Consider the following 19,200-nt stretch of genomic DNA (forward strand, 5'->3'; position numbering starts at 1 on the left):
CCCTTCCTTGTACAGGTAGGGATAAATCAAGTAACATGACATCTTCTGTCATGTTTGGTTGAGCCTTATGCGTGCAGCGCGCCTGCTTCAAATTCTCCTTCTTCTACAAAATCGCGGCCGCCAGACCTCTGTCCAGCTCTCTCAAGAACTGGAGGTTTCAACCCGTACAATCCTTCGCGATGTCGACGCCATGACGGAGGCCGGGCTGCCGATCATTGTTCATCAGGGAAACGGTGGCGGGATTGAGCTGGGGTTCAACTACCGGACACGGTTGACCGGCCTTGCGCGAGACGAGGCTGCTGCTCTAGCGCTCATCCTTTCGGCAGATAACCCGATGGTGTCTGCTCTGGGTCTGGAGAACGCCGCCAAACGCGCGCAGGCAAAGCTGATTGAAAGTCTTCCAGACAAGACGAGACTGGAGACGAAAACAACGGCAGCAAGGTTCATTCTGAATGAACGTGAACCTGTCCATGACAAACGGATCCGCGCAATGGCGCGGGCGGTTCAAGCAGAAACGATCGTGCGCGTTCGTTTCGCAACAAAGACCGAACAATTGATCTATCCAATCCGCTTGGAAAAGGACGCTATGACGTGGCGCGTGCATGACAGCTTCTCCGAAACCACCCTGCCGATTGAGAATTGGGGAAGATTGAACGTTTCGTCGATGCGTATTCCCGCGGCCAAAAGAGGCGGATACCCCGTAATCGAAGAAAAATAGCGCACAGGCGGGCAAACGGCGGCATTGGGACATTTGAACGCGTTTCCGTCGTTCTCGTGGCGCTATTGCGATCCCCAAGTTTGTCCACGAGCAAGCTCTCGGCTGCTTTGCGAACACAACAATGGCGCCCGGCAAATGCGGCCTTCTACCTGACCTCGATTGCCTCCAGTATCAGCGGCAGACGCTGGCCCTGCAGCATCATGTGGTCCCGCATCAGCTGGTCAGCGTGAAGTCCGTCATTGGCGATAATCGCCTCCAGAATCCGGGTGTGCTCCTCGGTCGATTTTTCCAGGCGGCCGCGCATGCTGTACGGCAGGGCACGATATGGGTTGATGTGCCCGGAAAGCTGTTCAATCTGTTCGATGAGACGATTGTTGCCCGCGGCCTGATGGATGGCGTCGTGGAATGCCAGGTTTGCTCTCGCGTAGGCGTTCGGATCGTTCGCTTTGGCCGCTTCTTCGCATTCGGCCAGTCTGTCCTGCATCGTGTCCGCCTTTTGCGACGTCAGGCGATCGGCAGCCAGTCTGCAGGCCATGCCCTCCAACTCCGCTGCGACTTCAAACAGGTCAATGATTTCCTTGGCGGTTAGCGTGCGAACCAATGCCCCCTTGCGCGGCCGTGTCTCCAGGAGACCGCTGTCGACAAGTGAACGAACGGCCTCCCGAACAGGGGTGCGCGACACGCCGAACCGCTCCGCCAGGGCCGCTTCTTCCAGCTGGTCGCCGGGACGCAAGGCACCGGACCGAATGTCGTTTCGCAAAGTCTCGATCAGTTGGTCAGCAACACGAGCCATCTTCAATCCCCTGATTTGACACTTCTTTTACTCCGCAACACGGGCTTTGTCGATACACATGTTGACAAATGTAAATTTTTATAACTCTTATATGTATACATATAGATTGCATATGTACCCACTGGAGGAAACCGACATGAAAAACACTCTGCTGACATTCGCGGCCGCAGCCGCTCTGCTATCGGCGCAAGCAGCCCAGGCCACCGAGCTGCGGTTGTCGCATCAATGGTCCACAAAAGATGTCAGACACGCAGTCGCCGAGATTGTCGCCAACGAGGTCGCAGCCGCTGACGTCGACCTGAACATCAAGATTTTTCCGTCAAAGTCGCTGTTCAAGCCGCGCGAACAATACCGCCCGTTGAGTCGCGGCCAGCTCGACATGACCGTGTTTCCGCTCAGCTATGCCGGTGGACAGCAACCGGCCTTCAACCTCACCTTGATGCCTGGACTTGTGAAGAACCATGACCATGCGTCGCGGCTCTCCAAATCGCCGTTCATGGACGCGCTGGAAGCCAAGATGGCCGAGGATGACGTCATGGTGCTTGTCCACGGCTACCTGGCAGGCGGCTTTGTCGGCAAGAACAAGTGCATCACCAAGCCGGCGGACGTGGAAGGTCTGCAGACGCGGGCAGCCGGCAAGTCCTTTGAAGAAATGCTCGTTGGTGCCGGGGCCTCCATTGCGTCCATGGCCTCGTCGGAGATCTATAGCGCGATGCAAACCGGCGTGCTCGACGCGGCGAACACCTCGTCATCGTCCTTCGTCTCCTACCGCATCTTCGAACAGGTCGCGTGCTACACGCCTGCCGGCGACGTTGCGCTCTGGTTCCTGTACCAGCCACTGCTGATGAACAAGACCACCTTCGAACGCCTGTCGGAGACACAACAGTCGGCACTGCTGGCGGCGGCTGCCAAGGCTGAAGCTTTTTATCTGGAAGAAGCGAAGAAGCAGGACGCGCTTTCCGTCAATGTCTTCAAGGAAGCCGGCGTCGAAATTGCCGAGATGTCGCCCGAAGACTTCGCCGCCTGGCAGGCCCTTGCAAAGGAAACCTCCTACAAGTCCTTCGTCGACAGCGTTCCAAACGGACAGGACCTCCTCGATATGGCGCTCTCCGTGGAGTGATGACCAGTGCGGGCGCGCGTCCTGCACCGCGCCCGCATCACATTCGAAACTATCGGAGACAAAACCAATGGAAACCACCATGCCCGCCCACCCGGACAAGCCGCGCGTCTTCCAGCAAGCAGTCGGCTGGGTCTCGGAAGTCTCAGGCTGGGTCGCGGCCGCAATGATCCTCGGCGCCGTGCTCCTGACGTGCCAGATGATCTTTGTCAGGTTTGTGCTTAACGCTTCAACCGTCTGGCAAACCGAGGTCGTTGTTTACCTGATGGTTGGTGCCACACTTGTCGGACTGGCCTTCGTGCAGAAACACAAGGGACACGTCAATGTGGACCTGCTGAAGCTGTGGTTGAGCCCGAATGCCGGCCGGACGCTCGAGATTGTCACCCATTCGGCTGCGATCATCGTGATCGGTGTCTGCCTTTTCTACGGCTACGAGTTCTGGCATCTGGCGCAGTCGCGCGGCTGGACATCCGACACCGTTACCGCCGTCCCTCTCTGGATCCCGTATCTGGCGCTGCCTGTCGGACTGGGACTCATGCTGCTGCAGCTGATTGCAGATCTTTTGGACGTTCTGTCCACCTCACATACCAGGGAGGACGCGTGATGGATCCGCTTGTTCTTGGCATGATCATCGGGCTAGCAACGATCTTCGTTCTTTTTTCGGGAATATCCGTCGCCGTCGGCCTGCTGCTGGTGTCTGCCGTGTTTCTTCTCACATTCGACGGCCTGCGCTCGCTGGAGCTCATGCCCGAGATCTTATTTGGAAAGCTCGACAGTTTCGCACTTCTTTCCATTCCCATGTTCATCATCATGGGGGCATCGATCGCCTCGACCCGGGCGGGTGCCGATCTCTACGAAGCGCTCGAGCGATGGCTGACCCGGGTGCCCGGCGGTCTGGTGGTCTCCAATCTTGGAGCCTGCGCCCTGTTCTCGGCGATGTCCGGATCGAGCCCCGCTACCTGTGCGGCCATCGGCAAGATGGGCATTCCGGAAATGCGCAAACGCGGCTATTCGGAGGAAATCGCCACGGGTTCCATTGCTGCCGGCGGAACCCTCGGGATCCTGATCCCGCCATCCATAACCATGATCGTTTATGGCATCTCCACCGAGACCTCGATCGGCCGCCTGTTCCTGGCGGGCGTCGTACCCGGGTTGCTGCTGGTCGGGCTCTTCATGGCCTGGTCGATCTACGCCACATGGGCTTCCGGGGAGCGTGCGAGCCTCGGCCGCGTGACCTATAGCTGGCGCCAGCGGTTTGAAATCATGCCGAGGGTTCTGCCCTTCATCGCGATCATCGTCGGCGTGCTCTATGCCATGTATGGCGGTGTCGCAACGCCATCGGAAACCGCGGCCGTCGGCGCTCTGCTCTGCCTTGTCGTTGCAATGATCGTCTACAAGCTTGTTCGGCCCTCGGCACTCTGGTCGGTCCTGCGCGACAGCACCAAGGAAAGCGTGATGATCCTGTTCATCATCGCGGCGGCCGGTGTGTTTTCCTACATGCTGTCGAGCCTGTTCATCACCCAGGCGATCGCCGCGTGGATCAGCGAACTGGACGTCAACCGCTGGGTCCTGCTCGGCGCAATCAACGTGTTCCTGATCGTTGCAGGCTTTTTTCTTCCGCCCGTCGCCGTGATCCTGATGACGGCACCAATCCTGCTACCGGTCATCACCGGTGCCGGGTTCGACCCGATCTGGTTCGCGGTTGTCCTGACCATCAACATGGAGATCGGCCTGATCTCTCCACCGGTGGGCCTCAATCTTTACGTGATCAACGGCATCGCGCCGGACATCTCGCTTCGCAAGATCCTGCTGGGCTCCCTGCCTTTCGTCGGATGCATGCTGATCGCCATCCTGATTTTGTGTCTGTTTCCCGGTCTGGCCACCTGGTTACCCAACTTCGTAATGGGGCTCGCGCTCTGAGCGCCGGCTCCCGAAACAGGAGATAACTTATGTCCCAAGCTTCCCGTTTTCGCCGTATCGGCCTTATCGTCCCGAGTTCCAACGTCACAATGGAAACGGAAATCCCCGCGCTCTTGAAAGCGAGAGAGTCGATCCTGCCCGACCGGTTCACATTCCACTCCTCACGTATGCGCATGAAGGCCGTGGTAAAGGAAGAGCTGGAGGCGATGGATGCCGACAGCCTCCGCTGCGCGACCGAACTCTCCGACGCGGCCGTCGAGGTCCAGGCCTATGCTTGCCTTGTTGCGATCATGTCCATGGGTCTTGGCTACCACCGCACATCGTCAGAAAAACTCCATCAGGCAACCGCAGAAAACGGCTGTCCGACCCCGGTTCTGAACTCCGCCGGGGCCCTGGTGGACAGCCTGAAGGAAATGGGTGTCAAGAAGGTCTCAATCATATGCCCCTACATGAAGCCGTTGACGAAGCTGGTTGTCGATTACATCGAGCACGAAGGCGTCGAGGTTCAGGATTTTCTCGCCCTCGAGATACCGGACAATCTGGATGTCGCTTCCCAGGACCCGTCGGCTCCGGCTGAGTTGTGGCGCAAACTGGACGTGAAAGGCGTTGACGCCATCGTCGCGTCCGCCTGCGTTCAAATGCCGTCGCTTCCGGCGATTGAAATGATTGAGCGAGCCTCAGGCTTGCCGACGGTCTCTGCGGCTGTCGCAACGACCCGCAAGATCCTTCAAAGTCTCGGCCTGACCGAAGTTGCGCCGGGTGGAGGTGCTCTTTTGTCGGGTGGCCAGCTTGCAAGATTGCCAAAGGTTGCCTGATAGTTTCCCAATGGCAGCAACACCTTCAGAACCGGACAGGGTCGCGATCTACCAGATCACGCAGGCAACGACCGCGACCTTCACCGACCTCTATCTCCGTCAGACGTTCCTGTTCTTTGTCGAAAGCGGGTCGAAACGTGTCGTCACCCCCACACAGGATGTGGTTGGGAACGAGGGTGATCTGCTGGTTTTTCCTGCTGGCTCCGTCGTCACCATGGAAAACCGGCCGGTGCTGGACCGCACCTACCGCGCTTTGGGTGTCGCGTTTCCGGACACAGCGATTGCGCGTGTATTCGACCGCCAGTCGGCGGCAAGAGGCGATGATCGCGTCCAGGTCCTGAAGGCTGATCCGTTTCGCCCGCTGGATCTCTTGCCGATCCTTCGTGAAACGCTCGGTCACCCCTCCTTGCCGAGCGGTATCCGAGAACACAGGCTGCTGGAACCGCTCATATGGCTGCGGGAAAACGGTGTCCGGCTCGCTCCGGGGCAGGAGGAGACGCCAATGGGCAAGGTCCGCCGCTTGATCGAACAGGACCTCAGCCATCCCTGGCGGGCTGCCGAAGCAGCCCGGCATCTGGCAATGAGCGAGGCCACATTGCGGCGATGGCTCGGCTCGTCCGGTCAGGGGTTCTCCAAAATTCTGATGAACACGAGGCTGGAGCACGGCCTGAGCCTGCTTCAGACCACGGATCGCCCGATCTCGACCATCGCGCTTGAATGCGGTTTCAAAACGCCGTCACACTTCTCCGACGCCTTCCGCAGACGCTTCGCCATCAGTCCCAAACAGATCCGTGTTTCAACGACGGAGTGAGCGGTAGCCGACAGTCTTTGAGCGACATCCGGAAGCAGACTCACCTGCGCACCGATATGTTCAGAGCATCAAGGTTACACACGAAAGGAATGCCAGATGCTTCTGAAAACGCTCACCTCTTCAGCGCTTGTCCTCGGCGTGCTCGCATCGCCTGTTGCTGCTGAAACTTTCCGGCTGACAAGCACATCGATCGCGGAAGGGCAACAAATGGAGTCAACGCACGTCTTCCAGGGCTTTGGCTGCGAAGGCGGCAATCAAGCACCGGACTTGGCCTGGTCAGGCGCTCCTGACGGCACCCGGAGTTTTGCCGTAACTGTCTACGATCCAGATGCGCCGACCGGTTCCGGCTGGTGGCACTGGTTTGCCTTTAATATTCCTTCAGACGTCACCGAACTGCCCTCAAACGAGACCGTTCCGCATGGCGCCGTGGAGCTCAAGAACGATTACGGATCAATCGGCTTTGGTGGCGCCTGCCCCCCTCCCGGTGAAGTGCACCGCTATCAGTTCACGGTTCACGCACTCGGAACAGTATTGGAAATAGACGACAGCGTCAGCAATGCCCTGGCTGGTTACATGGTCAATGCAAACAGCCTTGCCAGCGCGTCTATCACCGCAGTTTACACGCGGTAACGCGCCAAGTCCCCGGACAATCCCTGTCCTTGCGGTCCCGGTCGCCCGAAAAGCACGAAAGCAAACGGCGACCGGACCTGATCGTGACAGACCTATGAGGTCGCAAACAGGGCCGCTGCCAGAGATGGCACAGCAAAGCCGGACCCTGCTGTTTCACCCTCACCTACTGATTGCTCATGGCCTTGAGCGGCGGAGATACGTCGTCCGGGATCGGGCAGGCATATGGGTCTCGTCCAAGCTTTGCGTTGTGGGCATCAATGGCACTTTGAAGGACGTCCTGATCCTCGAAAAGATCGATGGCCGTGCCGGCCATGATTTTCGCGGCGTGGGTCATGCCCTTGTGCGCGGCAGGCGCCTTGCCCTGGGCCGTCAGCTGCCAGGTGTGAAACGGCGTTCCCACGGCACAGGTTGCAACACGTGCCTGAACGGTCGGCACCGCCCAGCTGACATCGCCGACATCGGTGGACCCTTCGCCGCCCTCGCTGTGCCTGTCGAGCGGTGCCACGAAATCACACAAAGGCAGATCCGGATTGACCTCCGCGCCGATTCGGCGGAACGAGACGGTGATGTTGTCCTTGCTGAGGGTGGCGCGGATCTTCTCGGCGAATTCGCGGTCCTGTTCGTCAAAGTCGGGCGCGCCGAGCCGGTCCATGTTCCGCTGCATGGTCTCTTCCAGCGGCCGGTTGCCGATCAGGTTGGATACTCCGCTGACGACGCTGGCCTCGACCCGGGTTTCCGTCATGAGGGCAGCGCCCTCGGCGATCTTGCGCACGCGCTCGATCAGACCGCGCAGTTCCGACAGATCGCGCGCCCTGACAAGCTGACGCACAGTCGCCTTGGACTGCACGACGTTCGGGGCGATACCGCCTGCATCCAGATAGGCGTAGTGTACCCGCGCCTCGTCCGGCATGTGTTCGCGCATATAGTTGACGCCCACGTTCATCAGTTCGATCGCATCGAGAGCGCTGCGGCCAAGTTCGGGCGCTCCCGCGGCGTGTGCAGCCCGGCCGTGAAACGTGAAATCGATGCGCGTATTGGCCAGGGACCGGGCTTCGTTCACGGCAGTGAAGGTTGCCGGATGCCAGGAGATCGCAGCGTCGACATCGTCAAACAGACCTTCGCGAACCATGAAGGTCTTGGCGGCGCCGCCCTCTTCCGCCGGACAGCCATAGTAACGCACACGTCCCTTGATGCCGCGCTCGTCGAGGTAGTCCTTGACGGCCGATGCGGCCATCAGCGCCGCCGAACCGAGCAGGTTGTGGCCGCATCCGTGTCCCGGTCCACCGGTTTCCACCGGCTGATGTTCCGCAACACCGGCCACCTGTCCAAGCTCGGGCAGCGCATCGAACTCGCCCAGAATGGCGATGACGGGTCCCTCGTCGCCCGCCTCCCCGACAATGGCGGTTGGTATACCGGCAATGCCCTCGGTAATCCGGAAGCCTTCCTGTTCCAGCATTTTCCTGTGTTCGGCGACCGACTTGAACTCGGTATAGGCTATCTCCGGCTGATCGAAGACACGGTCGGACAACCCGACATAGTCATCGCGGCGCGCATCAACCAAATCCCAGACCCGATCCGTGTTTTTCATTCTTTCCTCCAAAACATGCCGATGCCGGCTGTACCGGTCTCAGGCGGTTCGAACGCCTCAATGCCAGGCGGTTCGAACGCCGTTCATTCGTTTTTCTAGCGTTGTTCAAACGCAAAACAGGACTGATGCCCGGTCGCAAAAGCAGACGCGCTGCCCGGCGTGCTCATGTGTCTTGCCAGTAGTGGCAAGCGACCGTATGACCCGGACCGATGGTTTCAAGTTTCGGCTGATCGGCACGACAAAGGTCTTGCGCATGCGGGCAGCGCGGGTTGAAGAAGCATCCGTCCGGCGGGTTCAGCGGTGACGGGATCTCCCCCTCGATGGGAGCAAAGTCCCGCTTGCGCTGATCGAGGCGCGGCGCTTCGGCAAGGAGCGCCTTTGTGTAAGGGTGCCTGGGCGCGCTGAAGATCTCCTCGGTCGAGGCACTTTCCACGATGCGGCCGAGATACATGATCGCCACCCGGTCGGCGATGTGCTCCACCACGCTCAGATCGTGGCTGATGAAGAGATAGGTGAGACCAAATTCCTCGCGAAGATCCATGAAGAGGTTGATGACTTGCGCCTGGATCGAGACGTCCAGTGCGGCAATCGCCTCGTCGCACACGAGAAACTTCGGCTTCACGGCAAGCGCCCTGGCAATCCCGATACGCTGCCGCTGCCCGCCGGAAAACTGGTGCGCATAGCGGCGCTTCAGCGATGGATCCAGCCCGACCTTGCGCATGATGTCGTCGACATAATCCGAGGCTTCAGACCTGGAGACGATGCCATGCACCCGTGGGGCTTCACCGATAATGTCCTCCACGCGCATCCTCGGGTTCAGGCTCGCAAACGGATCCTGGAAGATCATCTGAATGGCAAGGGTTGCGGCCCGGCGGTCGGTGCCCGACATGGACGCCACATCATTCCCCTGGAAAAGCAGTTGCCCGGACGTCGGCGCGTGAATCCCAGCCACGACGCGCCCGAGCGTGGACTTGCCGCAACCGGATTCCCCCACGAGGCCAAGAACCTCACCCTCGTTGACTTCCAGATTGACTTCGTCAACCGCGTGGACCACTTCCTCGCGCGCACCTGCACCGAGTTTCTGGGCAATCTTGCCGGCAACATCGAGCCGCTTTGCAAAACGTTTGGAGACGTCGCGGATTTCTACCAAAGGCGCTGTCATTCAGCTGCCACCTGTGACTGGGGGTGATAACAACGAAGCTCCCGGTTCGCCACGTGCTCGACGGCGGGCGGGACCTGACAGGCCTCGCTGGCGAACCCGCAGCGTGGTGAGAAAGCGCATCCTTCTGGCAAGGACAGCATGTTCGGTGTCATGCCCTCGATCTGGAACAGGCGCTCTCCCCGCTTGTTGGCGGTCGGAACGGACCCGAGCAATCCGACGGTATAGGGATGCAGCGGGTGATCGATCACATCATCGGTCAGGCCCTGCTCGACGATACGGCCGGCATACATCACAGAAATCCGGTCGGCGAGACCGGCGACAACCGCGAGATCGTGGGTAATCCAGATCATGGCGGTGCCGGTTTGACTGGTCAGCTTCTGGGCCTCATGGATGATCTGCGCCTGAATGGTCACATCAAGCGCCGTTGTCGGTTCGTCAGCGATGATCAGGTCCGGCTTGTTCAAGAACGCGATGGCGATGGAAACGCGCTGCCGCATGCCCCCGGACAACTGGTGCGGATAAGCCTGCAGGCGTTCCTCCGGAGACGGGATACCGACAAGACCAAGCGCGTCCCGGCACCTTTCCCAGGCTTGCCTTTTGGGCACTGCTTCATGGGCAAGGATCGCTTCCATCATCTGGGAATCGATGCGCAAAACCGGGTTCAGCGTCATCATCGGGTCCTGGAAGATCATGGAGATCCGGTTTCCGCGGATCGACTTGAGCGTTTCCTCGGACGCATTGGCGATGTTTTCGCCGTTGAACCGGATTTCGCCTTCAACAATACGCCCGGGCGGATCGATCAGTCCCAGGATGGAAAAGCCGGTAATGGACTTGCCCGAGCCCGATTCCCCGACAAGGCCCATGACCTCGCCCTTGTTCACGGCGAAGTCGACCCCGTCCACAGCCTTGACGACACCGGCATGCGTGAAGAAATGCGTTTTCAGTCCGCTGACTTCCAGAACGGGGCTCATTTTTTCAGCCTCGGATTGAGCACGTCGCGCAGCTGGTCGCCGACCAGATTGATCGAGGCGACGGTCAGGAGCAGCGCAATCCCGGGAAAAACCGAGATCCAGTATCTGCCGGAGAGCATGTATTCAAAGCCGTTGGCAATCAGAACGCCGAGAGACGGTTCGGTTTGCGGCAAGCCGACCCCGAGGAACGACAAGGTCGCTTCGAGGGACACCGCGTGCGCCGTCTGCACGGTGCCGACGACTATCAGCGGCGCCAGGCAATTGGGCAGAATGTGCCGGAAAACCACCCGGGAACGTGACAAGCCAAGACATTGCGCCGCCTCGACATATTCCTTGCCGCGTTCCACGAGCGCGGTCGCGCGGACGGTGCGCGCATAATAGGCCCATTGCGCAACCACGAGTGCCAGGATGATCTTGTCGACCCCCTTGCCCAGTGCAGCGACCAGCATGAGGGCCACGAGCGATGCCGGGAAGGACAGTTGCAGGTCGACGACGCGCATGATAATCGCCTCGGTGCGGCCGCCCGCATAGGCAGCGATCAGACCGACCGTCATGCCGATGATAAGCGCAATGACGCCCGACGCGAGCCCGACCGAAATTGAGATCCTGAGACCGTAGAGAATGGCTGAATAGAGATCGCGCCCCGCGCCGTCGGAACCGAGCCACATGGTGTAACCCGCAAAAGCTTCCGACCCAGGCGGCAATCGGCCATCCAGGACATCGACCTGCGCCAGATCATAGGGGTTCTGCGGCGTGATCCACGGGGCAAGGATTGCCAGAAGGACAATGATGACCAGCACCACGAAGGCGGTCGCGGCGATGCGGCTTTCGAAAAACTCGGCGCGAAAACGCTGGAAAGGCGTTTCGACCTTGGCAGCGGCAGGCGCCGAAGACGGGAGTGCTGTGTCGGTCATGCGCCCTGGTCCTGAATGCGGACCCGCGGGTCCAGAATGGAATAGAGAATGTCGACGATCAGATTGATCAGGACAAAGAACAGCACCATGATCATCAGGTAGGCCACCACGACGGGGCGGTCGAGCTGCAGGATCGCGTCGATCAGAAGCTTGCCCATACCCGGCCAGGCAAAGATCGTTTCCGTAACCACCGAGAACCCGATAAGGCTGCCGAACTCCAGACCCATCACGGTGATCACCGGGATCATGATGTTCTTCATGACGTGGACAAAAATGATGCGTCTGGTCGAAATACCCTTGGCACGTGCATATTTGACGTAGTCCTGCCCCATGGCTTCACGCACGCCCGCACGCGTCAGGCGGATTGCAAGCGATATCTTCAGTAGCGACAGGTTCAGCGCCGGCAGGAAGATGTGCCGGATGCCGTCCCAGGTCGCCAGACTGGTCTCAATACCGAATATGGTCGCCGTATCCCCGCGCCCCGTGGACGGCAGCCAGCCAAGTTCGACTGCAAACAGCAGGATCAGCATCAGACCAACCCAGAAGGTCGGCAGCGAAAAGCCCAGAATGGACCCTGCCATGATGCCTTTCGACACCGGGTTGTCAGGATAAAGGCCGGAAAACAGACCCAGGGGAATACCGAGAACGACCGACAGGAACAACGCACTGAATGCGAGTTCGAGCGTTGCTGGCATGTGATGCAGGATCAGCTTCAACGCGGGTTCACCGAAAACGAAGCTGTCGCCCAGATTGCCCTGAGCTGCGCCCTTCAGAAACAGCAGATACTGTTCCCATATGGGCCGGTCGAGCCCGAGGCGGCGGATGGCGGCTTCGATATCGGCCTGATCGGCATCGGGGCTGACCAGCATGTAGACCGGATCGCCGACGATGTTTACGCCGAAGAAGACAATCACCGACATCAGAAAGACGACAAAGAATGCCTGCATCAGCCGCCGGATGACGAAAACAGTCATGGGGTTTTCTCGACTTGAAGAAGAACCGGGCCGCCGATGACGGCGACCCGGCAGGGAGGGATCATTCCTTCACGACACCCATGGCGAGGGTGTATTCGTCAGTCCTTGGGGTGTATTTCAGGCCTTTCTTGGCCGCCCAAGTATTGACCTGGAAGTGCGTCGGGATAATCGCGACGTTCTCGATCGCCATCTCCGTCGATTGCGCAAGCAGATCCTGGCGTTTCTCATCGTCGACGGTCCGCAGCGCTTCCTCGATCAGGGCGTCGATCTCGGCATTGGAGTGACGGCCACGGTTCGAGGACCCGAAACCCTTGTCCTTGTCATAGGTGTGGATCAGGGATTTCAGCGGAGACGATGCCTCGCCGGACCCGGCACCCCAGCCGACCAGGATGAAGCTGAACTCGGGAAGGCCGTCGGCACCGCCACGCGACGCACGTCCGAAATAGACCGATCTCGGCATTGTCTCGACCGCGGTTTTGATGCCGATGCGGGTCAGCATCTGACCGATTGCCTCGGCAATCTTGGCATCGTTGATGTAACGGTCATTCGGGCCGTGAATGGTCATCTGGAAGCCGTCCGGGTAGCCGGCTTCGGCAAGCAGTGCCTTGGCAGCTTCCGGGTCGTAGCCCTCAGGCTGCAACTTGTCGGATACACCGAAGAAACCTTCCGGCAGAAGCTGACCGGCCGGGATCGCAACACCCTCCATGACACGCTCGACGATGGCATCGCGATTGATGGCCTTGGAGATCGCCAGCCGGACACGCTGATCCATCAGCGGGTTCTTGATGTCGCTGCCGTCATTGCCTTTGACAAATGGCGAATTCTCGCGGAACTGGTCCATGTGAAGGTAGATGACACGGTTCGACACGCCCTGGCTGAGCTGGATGTCATCCTTGCCTTCAAGCGTGGAAATATCGGTTGTCGGAACGCCGGCGATCATGTCGACATCACCGGCCAGCAGCGCAGCAACACGGCTCGGGCCGGACTTGATCGGACGGAATTCGACTTCGCTCCAGGTTGGTGCATCGCCCCAGTAGTCGTCGTTGCGCACGAACGTGATGCTCTCGCCGGGCTTGTAGCTGGAAAACTTGAACGGACCCGTTCCGACGGCGGCCGTTCCGGCGTTGAAATCCTCCGTCGCAGCGCCACACCCGGCACTGTCGGAAATGACCGGGATCGTGGAAATATCGTTCGCCATCAGCGGGTAAGGCGCTTCGGTGATCGCATGCACAGTGTAGTCATCGATCTTCTTGAAGGTCTTGCCCTTCAGATAGGTGCCGTAGCCTGACGGGGAGTTGGGGACGTCGGGTGCGCGCTCCATCGTGCAGATGACATCGTCCGCGTTGAAATCGCTGCCGTCGTGAAACTTCACGCCTTCGCGCAACTTGAATTCCCAGGTCAGATCGTCGATCGGCTTCCAGGAAACGGCAAGTCCGGGCGACAGACGTTGTTTTTCATCCTGGGCGATCAGCCGATCAAACATGTGGACCGACATGGCATTGTTCGGCCCGAGATTATGAAAGTGGGGGTCCATCGACGTCGGCTCCGAGGCCAGGCCGATGGTCAGTTTCTCTGCATGGGCTGCTCCGGTCACGAGCGCCAGAGCGCTTACCGTAGCGGCAGCTAAAATCTTGAATCTTCTCATGATTTCCTAACTCCCTCGGAAAGTGCGGTGTCCTTTTCCGGATGTTATGCCGCACAATGAAAAAGATGTTATCTTGCGAAAAACTCATTGCCAATATTAAAATATATCCATTTTTGCATAGGGTAATTCAACTTTAGGACCTCCAGCATCCGGAACAGCAATTCATGGCAGGACATCGTCACAGACTGCGCGAAATGGAAGCCTTGCGCGCCCTGGTAACGACAGGCACCACACTTGCCGCCGCTCGCAGGCTTGGCGTCTCTCAATCCTCCGTCAGCCGCGCACTCGGCCAGCTGGAACAGCGGGTCGGCCGAAAACTGTTCCTGCGTACCTCCGGGCGGATTGAACCCCTGGCGGCGGCTCTCCGGCTGAATGCACAACTCGATCCTCTCTTTGAGACGCTTGCGCGGATCGAGGGCGCTGAATGGGCAGCCGCAGACGAAGAACCGCTGCGATTGATCGTCCCGCCGACGCTTGCCCACAACTTCGTCATTCAAAGGGTGGCTGCCTTCCTCAAGCAGAACCCGGGCAAGAGCCTGCAACTCGATATTCAGGCCACCGACGTGCTGGTCTCGGGCATTCTCGACCTGCGCTACGATCTTGGTCTTACCAGCGCGATGATCCAGCGCTCCGGTGTGACGCTCGTGCCCTGGCGTCGTTCGCATGTCGTCTGCGCGATGCCGAGCGGGCACCCCCTTGCCAAGAAGGACATCATCAGACCGTCGGATCTTGAGGATGTGGAACTGATCGAGTTCCTGCGCCGCCTGGGCACCCGGGCGATCACCGAGCAGGTTTTTGCGCGCGCCGGCGTGCGCCCGCGCACTGTCGCGGAAACCGCGACCAACATGGCGGCGATCGAACTCGTCCGCGAAGGTCTCGGCGTCACCCTTCTGAACCCGTTTCCGGTTCTGTCGGGCGGCATGCCCAACATCACCGTCAGGCCCTTCGACGCCCCGATCACGTACAACACCAGCTTCGTGCTGCCTTCGGGCCGTCAGCCATCCGAACTCGCGCGGCAATTCATGGAATATGTCAAGGTCACCACGCCTCCGGATGAATATTCGGAGATCGTTTAGTGTACGTATTCATTCATACGGCCGGAGCCTAGCCTTGGCCGGTATCCTTCCACAGCGCATCAGGATCCAGCGGAAAGCTCGGCCGGGGTATGAATTCAAAGGTCCAGCGCTCCAGCACGGGGCTCGTCAGTCCCCCCGTGTCGATTTCGAAGACCTGCTCTGGTGCGAACCACCGGGAAAAACCTGCGCGAAAGTGTCCACGGGACTTCACGACGACACACCGGGCGCTCTCGATTTGAAGACCCAGCATATGGAAGAAAACCGGGTCGGCCGTCTGCGCCCGGTCGGAAATCACAACAACGCGAATGCCGTTGAGCTCAAGCGCCGCACAAGGCCCGAGCTGCATCTGCCGCCCGCTGGTCATGCCGCGTTCGCCGACAACATCGCCGTCATGCAGCGCGAGAACCCTGGCTGGTGCGTCGAACTTCCTGTCCCAGTTTTCCCAGGCAGCGCTACCTTTGTGGCGGTTGAAAACCGCCGTGAATTCGGCCCCCACACCCAGGCGATGAGCTTCTGCCGCAAGGTCCGGATCGAAGAACGATCCGTAGAGGACATCTTGAGCTCCGGACGCATGCAGGGCTGCGAGCAATTCGGTGGTCTTGCCCGACCCTCCTCCCCCCGGATTGTCGCCTGCGTCCGAATAAATGACCGGAGGGCCGGCCGGATCGCGTGCCATCGCAACGGCCTGATCCACAGTGCTCAAGGTGCGGACGAAGCTTTCGCGCTCGGACCAGGCGCGCTGCGCGATCTCGGCAGCCAGCTGTTGCGCTGTCTCCAGATCGCTCCGCGCCGTCACGACCACGCTCACGCCGTTGTCGGGCGTGTCGGAGAAAATGAAATTGCCGAACACGGAGACATTCAAGATGGCTCCCCCAAGCTCGGCCTGACGTCGCTGACCGTAATCGATCAGTTCGCCATAGGGTGCTTCGGCCGTCAGAAGGGAAACAGACGCCGGCACGATCGGCGGCTTTGCGAGCGCGAGCTGCGGGCGCGTGCCGGACGCAAGGCAACGCCTCAGGCAAAACGCGGCCTCTTCGCCGCGCTCGATCATGTCGACGTGGGGGTTTGTCCGGTAACCGACAATCAGGTCACACGCATCGACCATCTTCGGCGAGATGTTGCCGTGGAGATCCAGCGTGCTGACGATCAGGGCCTCTGGGCCAACGGCGGCCCGAACCCGCGCCATCAGATCGCCGTCGGGATCATGCGTGTGCTCGGCCACCATGGCCCCATGATTGCAGATATAGACCGCGTCGAGAGGTCCGGCAGCGGCAAGCTGGTTTTCGATGGTGCCCGCAATCGTCTCAAAGACACTCCGCTCGACAGGCCCTGCCGGGTGGCTCGCCGCCAGGGTACAGGGAACCGGGTGCCACGGACCGGTGGCGTCCATCGCGCGAACGAATGCGGCGAACTCCGTGGCGAGAGACGGCGTTGCGGCGCGGGCTTCGTCGAGAAGCGCTTCTTTCTCAAGCCAGGTCAGGGACCGGAAATCATTCTCATCTGCCGGGCGCGAGAACCTGTTCGATTCCAGTATCATGCCCAACAGCGCAACCTTGGGTTCCCTCACCGAAACTCCTCCGTACCTAGATAGTCCTGCAACAGGAGCACGATCTCATGGCCGAAATCAACATTCCGAACGAATACCAGGTTGAACTGACACCGCCGGACCTGTCGGCTTACCGGACAGGCAATACCGGTATCCCCTATGTCTGGCGTTTCGACAGTGGCGAACCCGGCCCGAATGTCATGCTCAGCGCGATCGTCCACGGCAACGAACCTTGTGGTGCGATCGCACTCGACTGGTTGCTTCAGCGGGACACCCGGCCCGCTATGGGGTCCCTGACGATTGCCTTCATGAATATTGCCGCCTACGAAGCGTTCGATCCGGCTGACCCGAATGCCACGCGGTGGATCGACGAGGATTTCAACCGGGTATGGGACATCGACGTGCTTGAAGGGGACCGTGACAGCGTCGAACTAAGCCGTGCCAGAGAGGTCCGCCCGGCCCTTGAGGGAATGGATTACCTGTTGGACATCCACAGCATGCAGCATCTTGCGCCTCCCCTGATGATGTCGGGGCGGCATGCACGCGCCAAGGCACTGGCGGCATCGGTCGGTGTTCCGGAGCGGGTCGTCGGCGATGCCGGGCATGCAGCAGGACGCCGAATGCGCGACTACGGCGCTTTCGATGATCCAAATGCGCCGAACACCGCCCTGCTCATCGAATGCGGTCAGCACTGGGAAGCCGAGGCCGGGCTTCTTGCCAGAGAATCGGCTGCCCGGTTCCTGGTGGCGACCGGCACGCTTTCCAAGGACATTCTGGCTGAATTTACCGAGACACCAAAACCGCAAGAGGCCTTTACGGTGATCGAAGCCGTTACCATCAGGAACGAGGCATTTGTGTTTGAAAAACCCTTCACGGGCGGTGAAATCATAGCCGAGAAAGGAACTCTTCTTGGCCACGACGGCGAGGAACCCGTGTTGACGAAAGAAGACAATCTCATGCTGATCATGCCTTCGAAGCGTCTCTGGCGCGGACAGACGGCGGTCAGACTTGCGCGGCGCGACCCGTGATTCCATAGTCTCACGGACTTCAGATTCACCTCCCCTTCGATACCTGCCCGCAGGACCATTCCGACACACACGACACCACAAGGGATCAGACGATGTCTACGCGCGAGACCGCGATCAAAGCAGCGGCGACCTATTTCAACGACGGCCGCTTTCTCAGCGATCTGGCCGAGCAGGTCGCGATCCGGACTTCAAGCCGCGAAGAAGAGTACGAGGACGATCTGAAAAACTACCTGGATCACCTGATGCGCGCGCGGTTCGAGTCCATGGGATTCGAGATCGAGATCCATCCCAACAAGATGCTTGAACGCGCGCCGTTTCTGGTGGCAAAGCGCATTGAAGACCCGTCGCTGCCGACCCTTTTCAGCTACGGCCACGGCGACACCGTGCCCGGGGAAGAAGGCCGCTGGCGCGACGGATTTGATCCCTGGTCGCTGGAGACGGTGCAGTTGCCTTCCGGCGAACGCTGGTACGGACGCGGAACCGCGGATAACAAATCCCAGCACGCCATCAACATGGAAGCGATGCGCCATGTCATCGAGACACGCGGACATCTTGGATACAACGTCACCTTCCTGATCGAAATGGCTGAGGAAATGGGATCACCCGGGCTGGCCGAGTTCTGCCGGACAAACCGGGACATGCTGGCGGCCGATCTCCTGATTGCCTCCGACGGCCCCCGGTTTTCAACGGACGGGCCCGACATCAAGCTAGGCACGCGCGGTGCCTTGAATATCCGGTTCCGCCTGGACTATCGCGACGGCGGCCACCATTCCGGCAACTGGGGCGGCCTGCTCGCCAACCCGGCGATCGTGCTCATGCATGCTCTCACCACCCTGGTCAGCCGGACCGGCGAAGTGCGGCATCCCGGCCTGAAACCGGAGCGTATCAAGAATTCGGTGCGCGATGCGCTCGGCAAGATAACGGTCACCTCCGGTCCCGGGGATCCTCAAATCGATCCCTGGTGGGGAGAAGCCGGGCTCACCAGCGCGGAGAAGGTCTTCGGCTGGAATACGTTCGAGGTCCTCTCCTTCATCACCGGCGATCCGGAAAAGCCGCAAAACGCCGTGCCGCCCTTTGCGGAAGCCATCTGCCAGATACGTTTTGTCGTCGATACCGATCCCGATACGTTCATACCGCTGATCCGCAAGCACCTTGCGGATGAAGGTTTCGAAGGCATCACGGTCGAGCCGGCACGAATGTCGATGCTGCGTGCCTCGCGCCTTGACCCGGAACACCCGGCCGTGGACTGGGCGGTGCAGTCGATCGAACGGACGACCGGAAAAACAGTGACCGTGATCCCGAATGCCGGCGGTTCTCTTCCGAACGACATCTTTCTCAACATCATCGGCATGCCGACGCTCTGGGTGCCGCACAGCTATACCGGATGCTCCCAGCATGCCCCGGACGAGCATGTCCTGCCGCCCCTTTTGAAAGAAGGCCTGGAGATGATGACCGGCCTGTTCTGGGATCTTGGCGACGGTTTTCCCTGACC

At 59.9% G+C, this 19,200-nt stretch carries 18 protein-coding genes; 10 read left to right on the forward strand and 8 right to left on the reverse strand.

What is annotated here, in order from left to right; all coding sequences use genetic code 11:
* Positions 1 to 67 precede the first annotated feature (67 nt).
* Positions 68 to 718 (forward strand): YafY family protein, encoded by a 651-nt coding sequence (locus RBB49_RS13185; protein ID WP_306143270.1) that lies wholly within the window; start codon positions 68 to 70, stop codon positions 716 to 718.
* 145 nt (positions 719 to 863) lie between these two features.
* Here the strand turns inward: RBB49_RS13185 and RBB49_RS13190 are convergent, their stop codons facing one another.
* Positions 864 to 1,511, reverse strand: coding sequence for a GntR family transcriptional regulator (locus RBB49_RS13190; protein ID WP_306143271.1), 648 nt, complete (start codon positions 1,509 to 1,511; stop codon positions 864 to 866).
* A gap of 136 nt (positions 1,512 to 1,647) precedes the next feature.
* Here RBB49_RS13190 and dctP point away from each other — a divergent pair, with 136 nt between their 5' ends.
* The 6 genes from dctP to RBB49_RS13220 all read left to right on the forward strand — a co-directional run bounded on the left by dctP (position 1,648) and on the right by RBB49_RS13220 (position 6,804).
* A complete protein-coding gene (gene dctP, locus RBB49_RS13195; RefSeq protein WP_306143272.1) occupies positions 1,648 to 2,631 on the forward strand; it encodes a TRAP transporter substrate-binding protein DctP in 984 nt (327 codons plus the stop codon).
* A 67-nt stretch (positions 2,632 to 2,698) separates the two neighbouring features.
* Positions 2,699 to 3,232 carry a TRAP transporter small permease gene (locus tag RBB49_RS13200; protein WP_306143273.1) on the forward strand — a complete coding sequence of 178 codons (534 nt, stop codon included), beginning with the start codon at positions 2,699 to 2,701 and terminating at the stop codon, positions 3,230 to 3,232.
* Positions 3,232 to 4,548 carry a TRAP transporter large permease gene (locus RBB49_RS13205; protein WP_306143274.1) on the forward strand — a complete coding sequence of 439 codons (1,317 nt, stop codon included), beginning with the start codon at positions 3,232 to 3,234 and terminating at the stop codon, positions 4,546 to 4,548. Before RBB49_RS13200 ends, RBB49_RS13205 begins: the two co-directional genes overlap by 1 nt.
* 29 nt (positions 4,549 to 4,577) lie before the next feature.
* The gene (locus RBB49_RS13210; RefSeq protein ID WP_306143275.1) at positions 4,578 to 5,363 is read left to right on the forward strand and encodes an Asp/Glu racemase; all 786 of its coding nucleotides are present in this window, start codon (positions 4,578 to 4,580) and stop codon (positions 5,361 to 5,363) included.
* 10 nt (positions 5,364 to 5,373) lie between these two features.
* A complete protein-coding gene (locus RBB49_RS13215; protein WP_306143277.1) occupies positions 5,374 to 6,174 on the forward strand; it encodes an AraC family transcriptional regulator in 801 nt (266 codons plus the stop codon).
* Between the two features lie 96 nt (positions 6,175 to 6,270).
* Positions 6,271 to 6,804, forward strand: coding sequence for a YbhB/YbcL family Raf kinase inhibitor-like protein (locus RBB49_RS13220; RefSeq protein WP_306143278.1), 534 nt, complete (start codon positions 6,271 to 6,273; stop codon positions 6,802 to 6,804).
* Positions 6,805 to 6,967: 163 nt separating this feature from the next.
* Here the strand turns inward: RBB49_RS13220 and RBB49_RS13225 are convergent, their stop codons facing one another.
* The 6 genes from RBB49_RS13225 to RBB49_RS13250 all read right to left on the reverse strand — a co-directional run bounded on the left by RBB49_RS13225 (position 6,968) and on the right by RBB49_RS13250 (position 14,058).
* Positions 6,968 to 8,392 carry a M20 family metallopeptidase gene (locus RBB49_RS13225; RefSeq protein WP_306143279.1) on the reverse strand — a complete coding sequence of 475 codons (1,425 nt, stop codon included), beginning with the start codon at positions 8,390 to 8,392 and terminating at the stop codon, positions 6,968 to 6,970.
* A 163-nt stretch (positions 8,393 to 8,555) separates the two neighbouring features.
* On the reverse strand, positions 8,556 to 9,554 hold the full coding sequence (locus tag RBB49_RS13230; protein WP_306143280.1) for an ABC transporter ATP-binding protein: 999 nt from the start codon (positions 9,552 to 9,554) through the stop codon (positions 8,556 to 8,558).
* Positions 9,551 to 10,525: an ABC transporter ATP-binding protein gene (locus tag RBB49_RS13235; protein ID WP_306143282.1), complete on the reverse strand. Its 975-nt coding sequence runs from the start codon at positions 10,523 to 10,525 to the stop codon at positions 9,551 to 9,553. The genes RBB49_RS13230 and RBB49_RS13235 overlap by 4 nt, the downstream gene beginning before the upstream one ends.
* Positions 10,522 to 11,439, reverse strand: coding sequence for an ABC transporter permease (locus tag RBB49_RS13240; RefSeq protein ID WP_306143283.1), 918 nt, complete (start codon positions 11,437 to 11,439; stop codon positions 10,522 to 10,524). Before RBB49_RS13240 ends, RBB49_RS13235 begins: the two co-directional genes overlap by 4 nt.
* Entirely contained in the window at positions 11,436 to 12,413 is a 978-nt protein-coding gene (locus tag RBB49_RS13245; protein ID WP_306143284.1) for an ABC transporter permease, read from the reverse strand. Before RBB49_RS13245 ends, RBB49_RS13240 begins: the two co-directional genes overlap by 4 nt.
* Before the next feature lie 61 nt (positions 12,414 to 12,474).
* Entirely contained in the window at positions 12,475 to 14,058 is a 1,584-nt protein-coding gene (locus tag RBB49_RS13250) for an ABC transporter substrate-binding protein (protein ID WP_306143285.1), read from the reverse strand.
* Between the two features lie 164 nt (positions 14,059 to 14,222).
* On the opposite strand from RBB49_RS13250, the gene RBB49_RS13255 reads away from it, so the two are divergent.
* Complete coding sequence (locus RBB49_RS13255) at positions 14,223 to 15,134, forward strand: LysR family transcriptional regulator (RefSeq protein ID WP_306143286.1); 912 nt, start codon at positions 14,223 to 14,225, stop codon at positions 15,132 to 15,134.
* Between the two features lie 28 nt (positions 15,135 to 15,162).
* Here the strand turns inward: RBB49_RS13255 and RBB49_RS13260 are convergent, their stop codons facing one another.
* Positions 15,163 to 16,701, reverse strand: coding sequence for a M81 family metallopeptidase (locus tag RBB49_RS13260; RefSeq protein WP_306143287.1), 1,539 nt, complete (start codon positions 16,699 to 16,701; stop codon positions 15,163 to 15,165).
* A gap of 47 nt (positions 16,702 to 16,748) precedes the next feature.
* On the opposite strand from RBB49_RS13260, the gene RBB49_RS13265 reads away from it, so the two are divergent.
* Both RBB49_RS13265 and RBB49_RS13270 read left to right on the forward strand, forming a co-directional pair.
* Positions 16,749 to 17,708, forward strand: coding sequence for a succinylglutamate desuccinylase/aspartoacylase family protein (locus RBB49_RS13265; RefSeq protein WP_306143288.1), 960 nt, complete (start codon positions 16,749 to 16,751; stop codon positions 17,706 to 17,708).
* Between the two features lie 92 nt (positions 17,709 to 17,800).
* Positions 17,801 to 19,198, forward strand: coding sequence for a M20 family metallopeptidase (locus RBB49_RS13270; RefSeq protein ID WP_306143289.1), 1,398 nt, complete (start codon positions 17,801 to 17,803; stop codon positions 19,196 to 19,198).
* The last annotated feature ends 2 nt before the right edge of the window (positions 19,199 to 19,200 follow it).

Source organism: Roseibium sp. MMSF_3412 (assembly GCF_030733265.1).
Classification (GTDB): domain Bacteria; phylum Pseudomonadota; class Alphaproteobacteria; order Rhizobiales; family Stappiaceae; genus Roseibium.

What these genes read in the sequence shown, in the direction of transcription:
- RBB49_RS13235 (WP_306143282.1), bottom strand. Translation starts at nt 10,525, where the DNA reads ATGAGCCCCGTTCTGGAAGTCAGCGGACTGAAAACGCATTTCTTCACG.
- RBB49_RS13245 (WP_306143284.1), bottom strand. Translation starts at nt 12,413, where the DNA reads ATGACTGTTTTCGTCATCCGGCGGCTGATGCAGGCATTCTTTGTCGTC.
- RBB49_RS13255 (WP_306143286.1), top strand. Translation starts at nt 14,223, where the DNA reads ATGGCAGGACATCGTCACAGACTGCGCGAAATGGAAGCCTTGCGCGCC.
- RBB49_RS13230 (WP_306143280.1), bottom strand. Translation starts at nt 9,554, where the DNA reads ATGACAGCGCCTTTGGTAGAAATCCGCGACGTCTCCAAACGTTTTGCA.
- RBB49_RS13210 (WP_306143275.1), top strand. Translation starts at nt 4,578, where the DNA reads ATGTCCCAAGCTTCCCGTTTTCGCCGTATCGGCCTTATCGTCCCGAGT.
- RBB49_RS13250 (WP_306143285.1), bottom strand. Translation starts at nt 14,058, where the DNA reads ATGAGAAGATTCAAGATTTTAGCTGCCGCTACGGTAAGCGCTCTGGCG.
- RBB49_RS13190 (WP_306143271.1), bottom strand. Translation starts at nt 1,511, where the DNA reads ATGGCTCGTGTTGCTGACCAACTGATCGAGACTTTGCGAAACGACATT.
- RBB49_RS13185 (WP_306143270.1), top strand. Translation starts at nt 68, where the DNA reads ATGCGTGCAGCGCGCCTGCTTCAAATTCTCCTTCTTCTACAAAATCGC.
- RBB49_RS13225 (WP_306143279.1), bottom strand. Translation starts at nt 8,392, where the DNA reads ATGAAAAACACGGATCGGGTCTGGGATTTGGTTGATGCGCGCCGCGAT.
- dctP (WP_306143272.1), top strand. Translation starts at nt 1,648, where the DNA reads ATGAAAAACACTCTGCTGACATTCGCGGCCGCAGCCGCTCTGCTATCG.
- RBB49_RS13200 (WP_306143273.1), top strand. Translation starts at nt 2,699, where the DNA reads ATGGAAACCACCATGCCCGCCCACCCGGACAAGCCGCGCGTCTTCCAG.
- RBB49_RS13240 (WP_306143283.1), bottom strand. Translation starts at nt 11,439, where the DNA reads ATGACCGACACAGCACTCCCGTCTTCGGCGCCTGCCGCTGCCAAGGTC.
- RBB49_RS13265 (WP_306143288.1), top strand. Translation starts at nt 16,749, where the DNA reads ATGGCCGAAATCAACATTCCGAACGAATACCAGGTTGAACTGACACCG.
- RBB49_RS13215 (WP_306143277.1), top strand. Translation starts at nt 5,374, where the DNA reads ATGGCAGCAACACCTTCAGAACCGGACAGGGTCGCGATCTACCAGATC.
- RBB49_RS13270 (WP_306143289.1), top strand. Translation starts at nt 17,801, where the DNA reads ATGTCTACGCGCGAGACCGCGATCAAAGCAGCGGCGACCTATTTCAAC.
- RBB49_RS13220 (WP_306143278.1), top strand. Translation starts at nt 6,271, where the DNA reads ATGCTTCTGAAAACGCTCACCTCTTCAGCGCTTGTCCTCGGCGTGCTC.
- RBB49_RS13205 (WP_306143274.1), top strand. Translation starts at nt 3,232, where the DNA reads ATGGATCCGCTTGTTCTTGGCATGATCATCGGGCTAGCAACGATCTTC.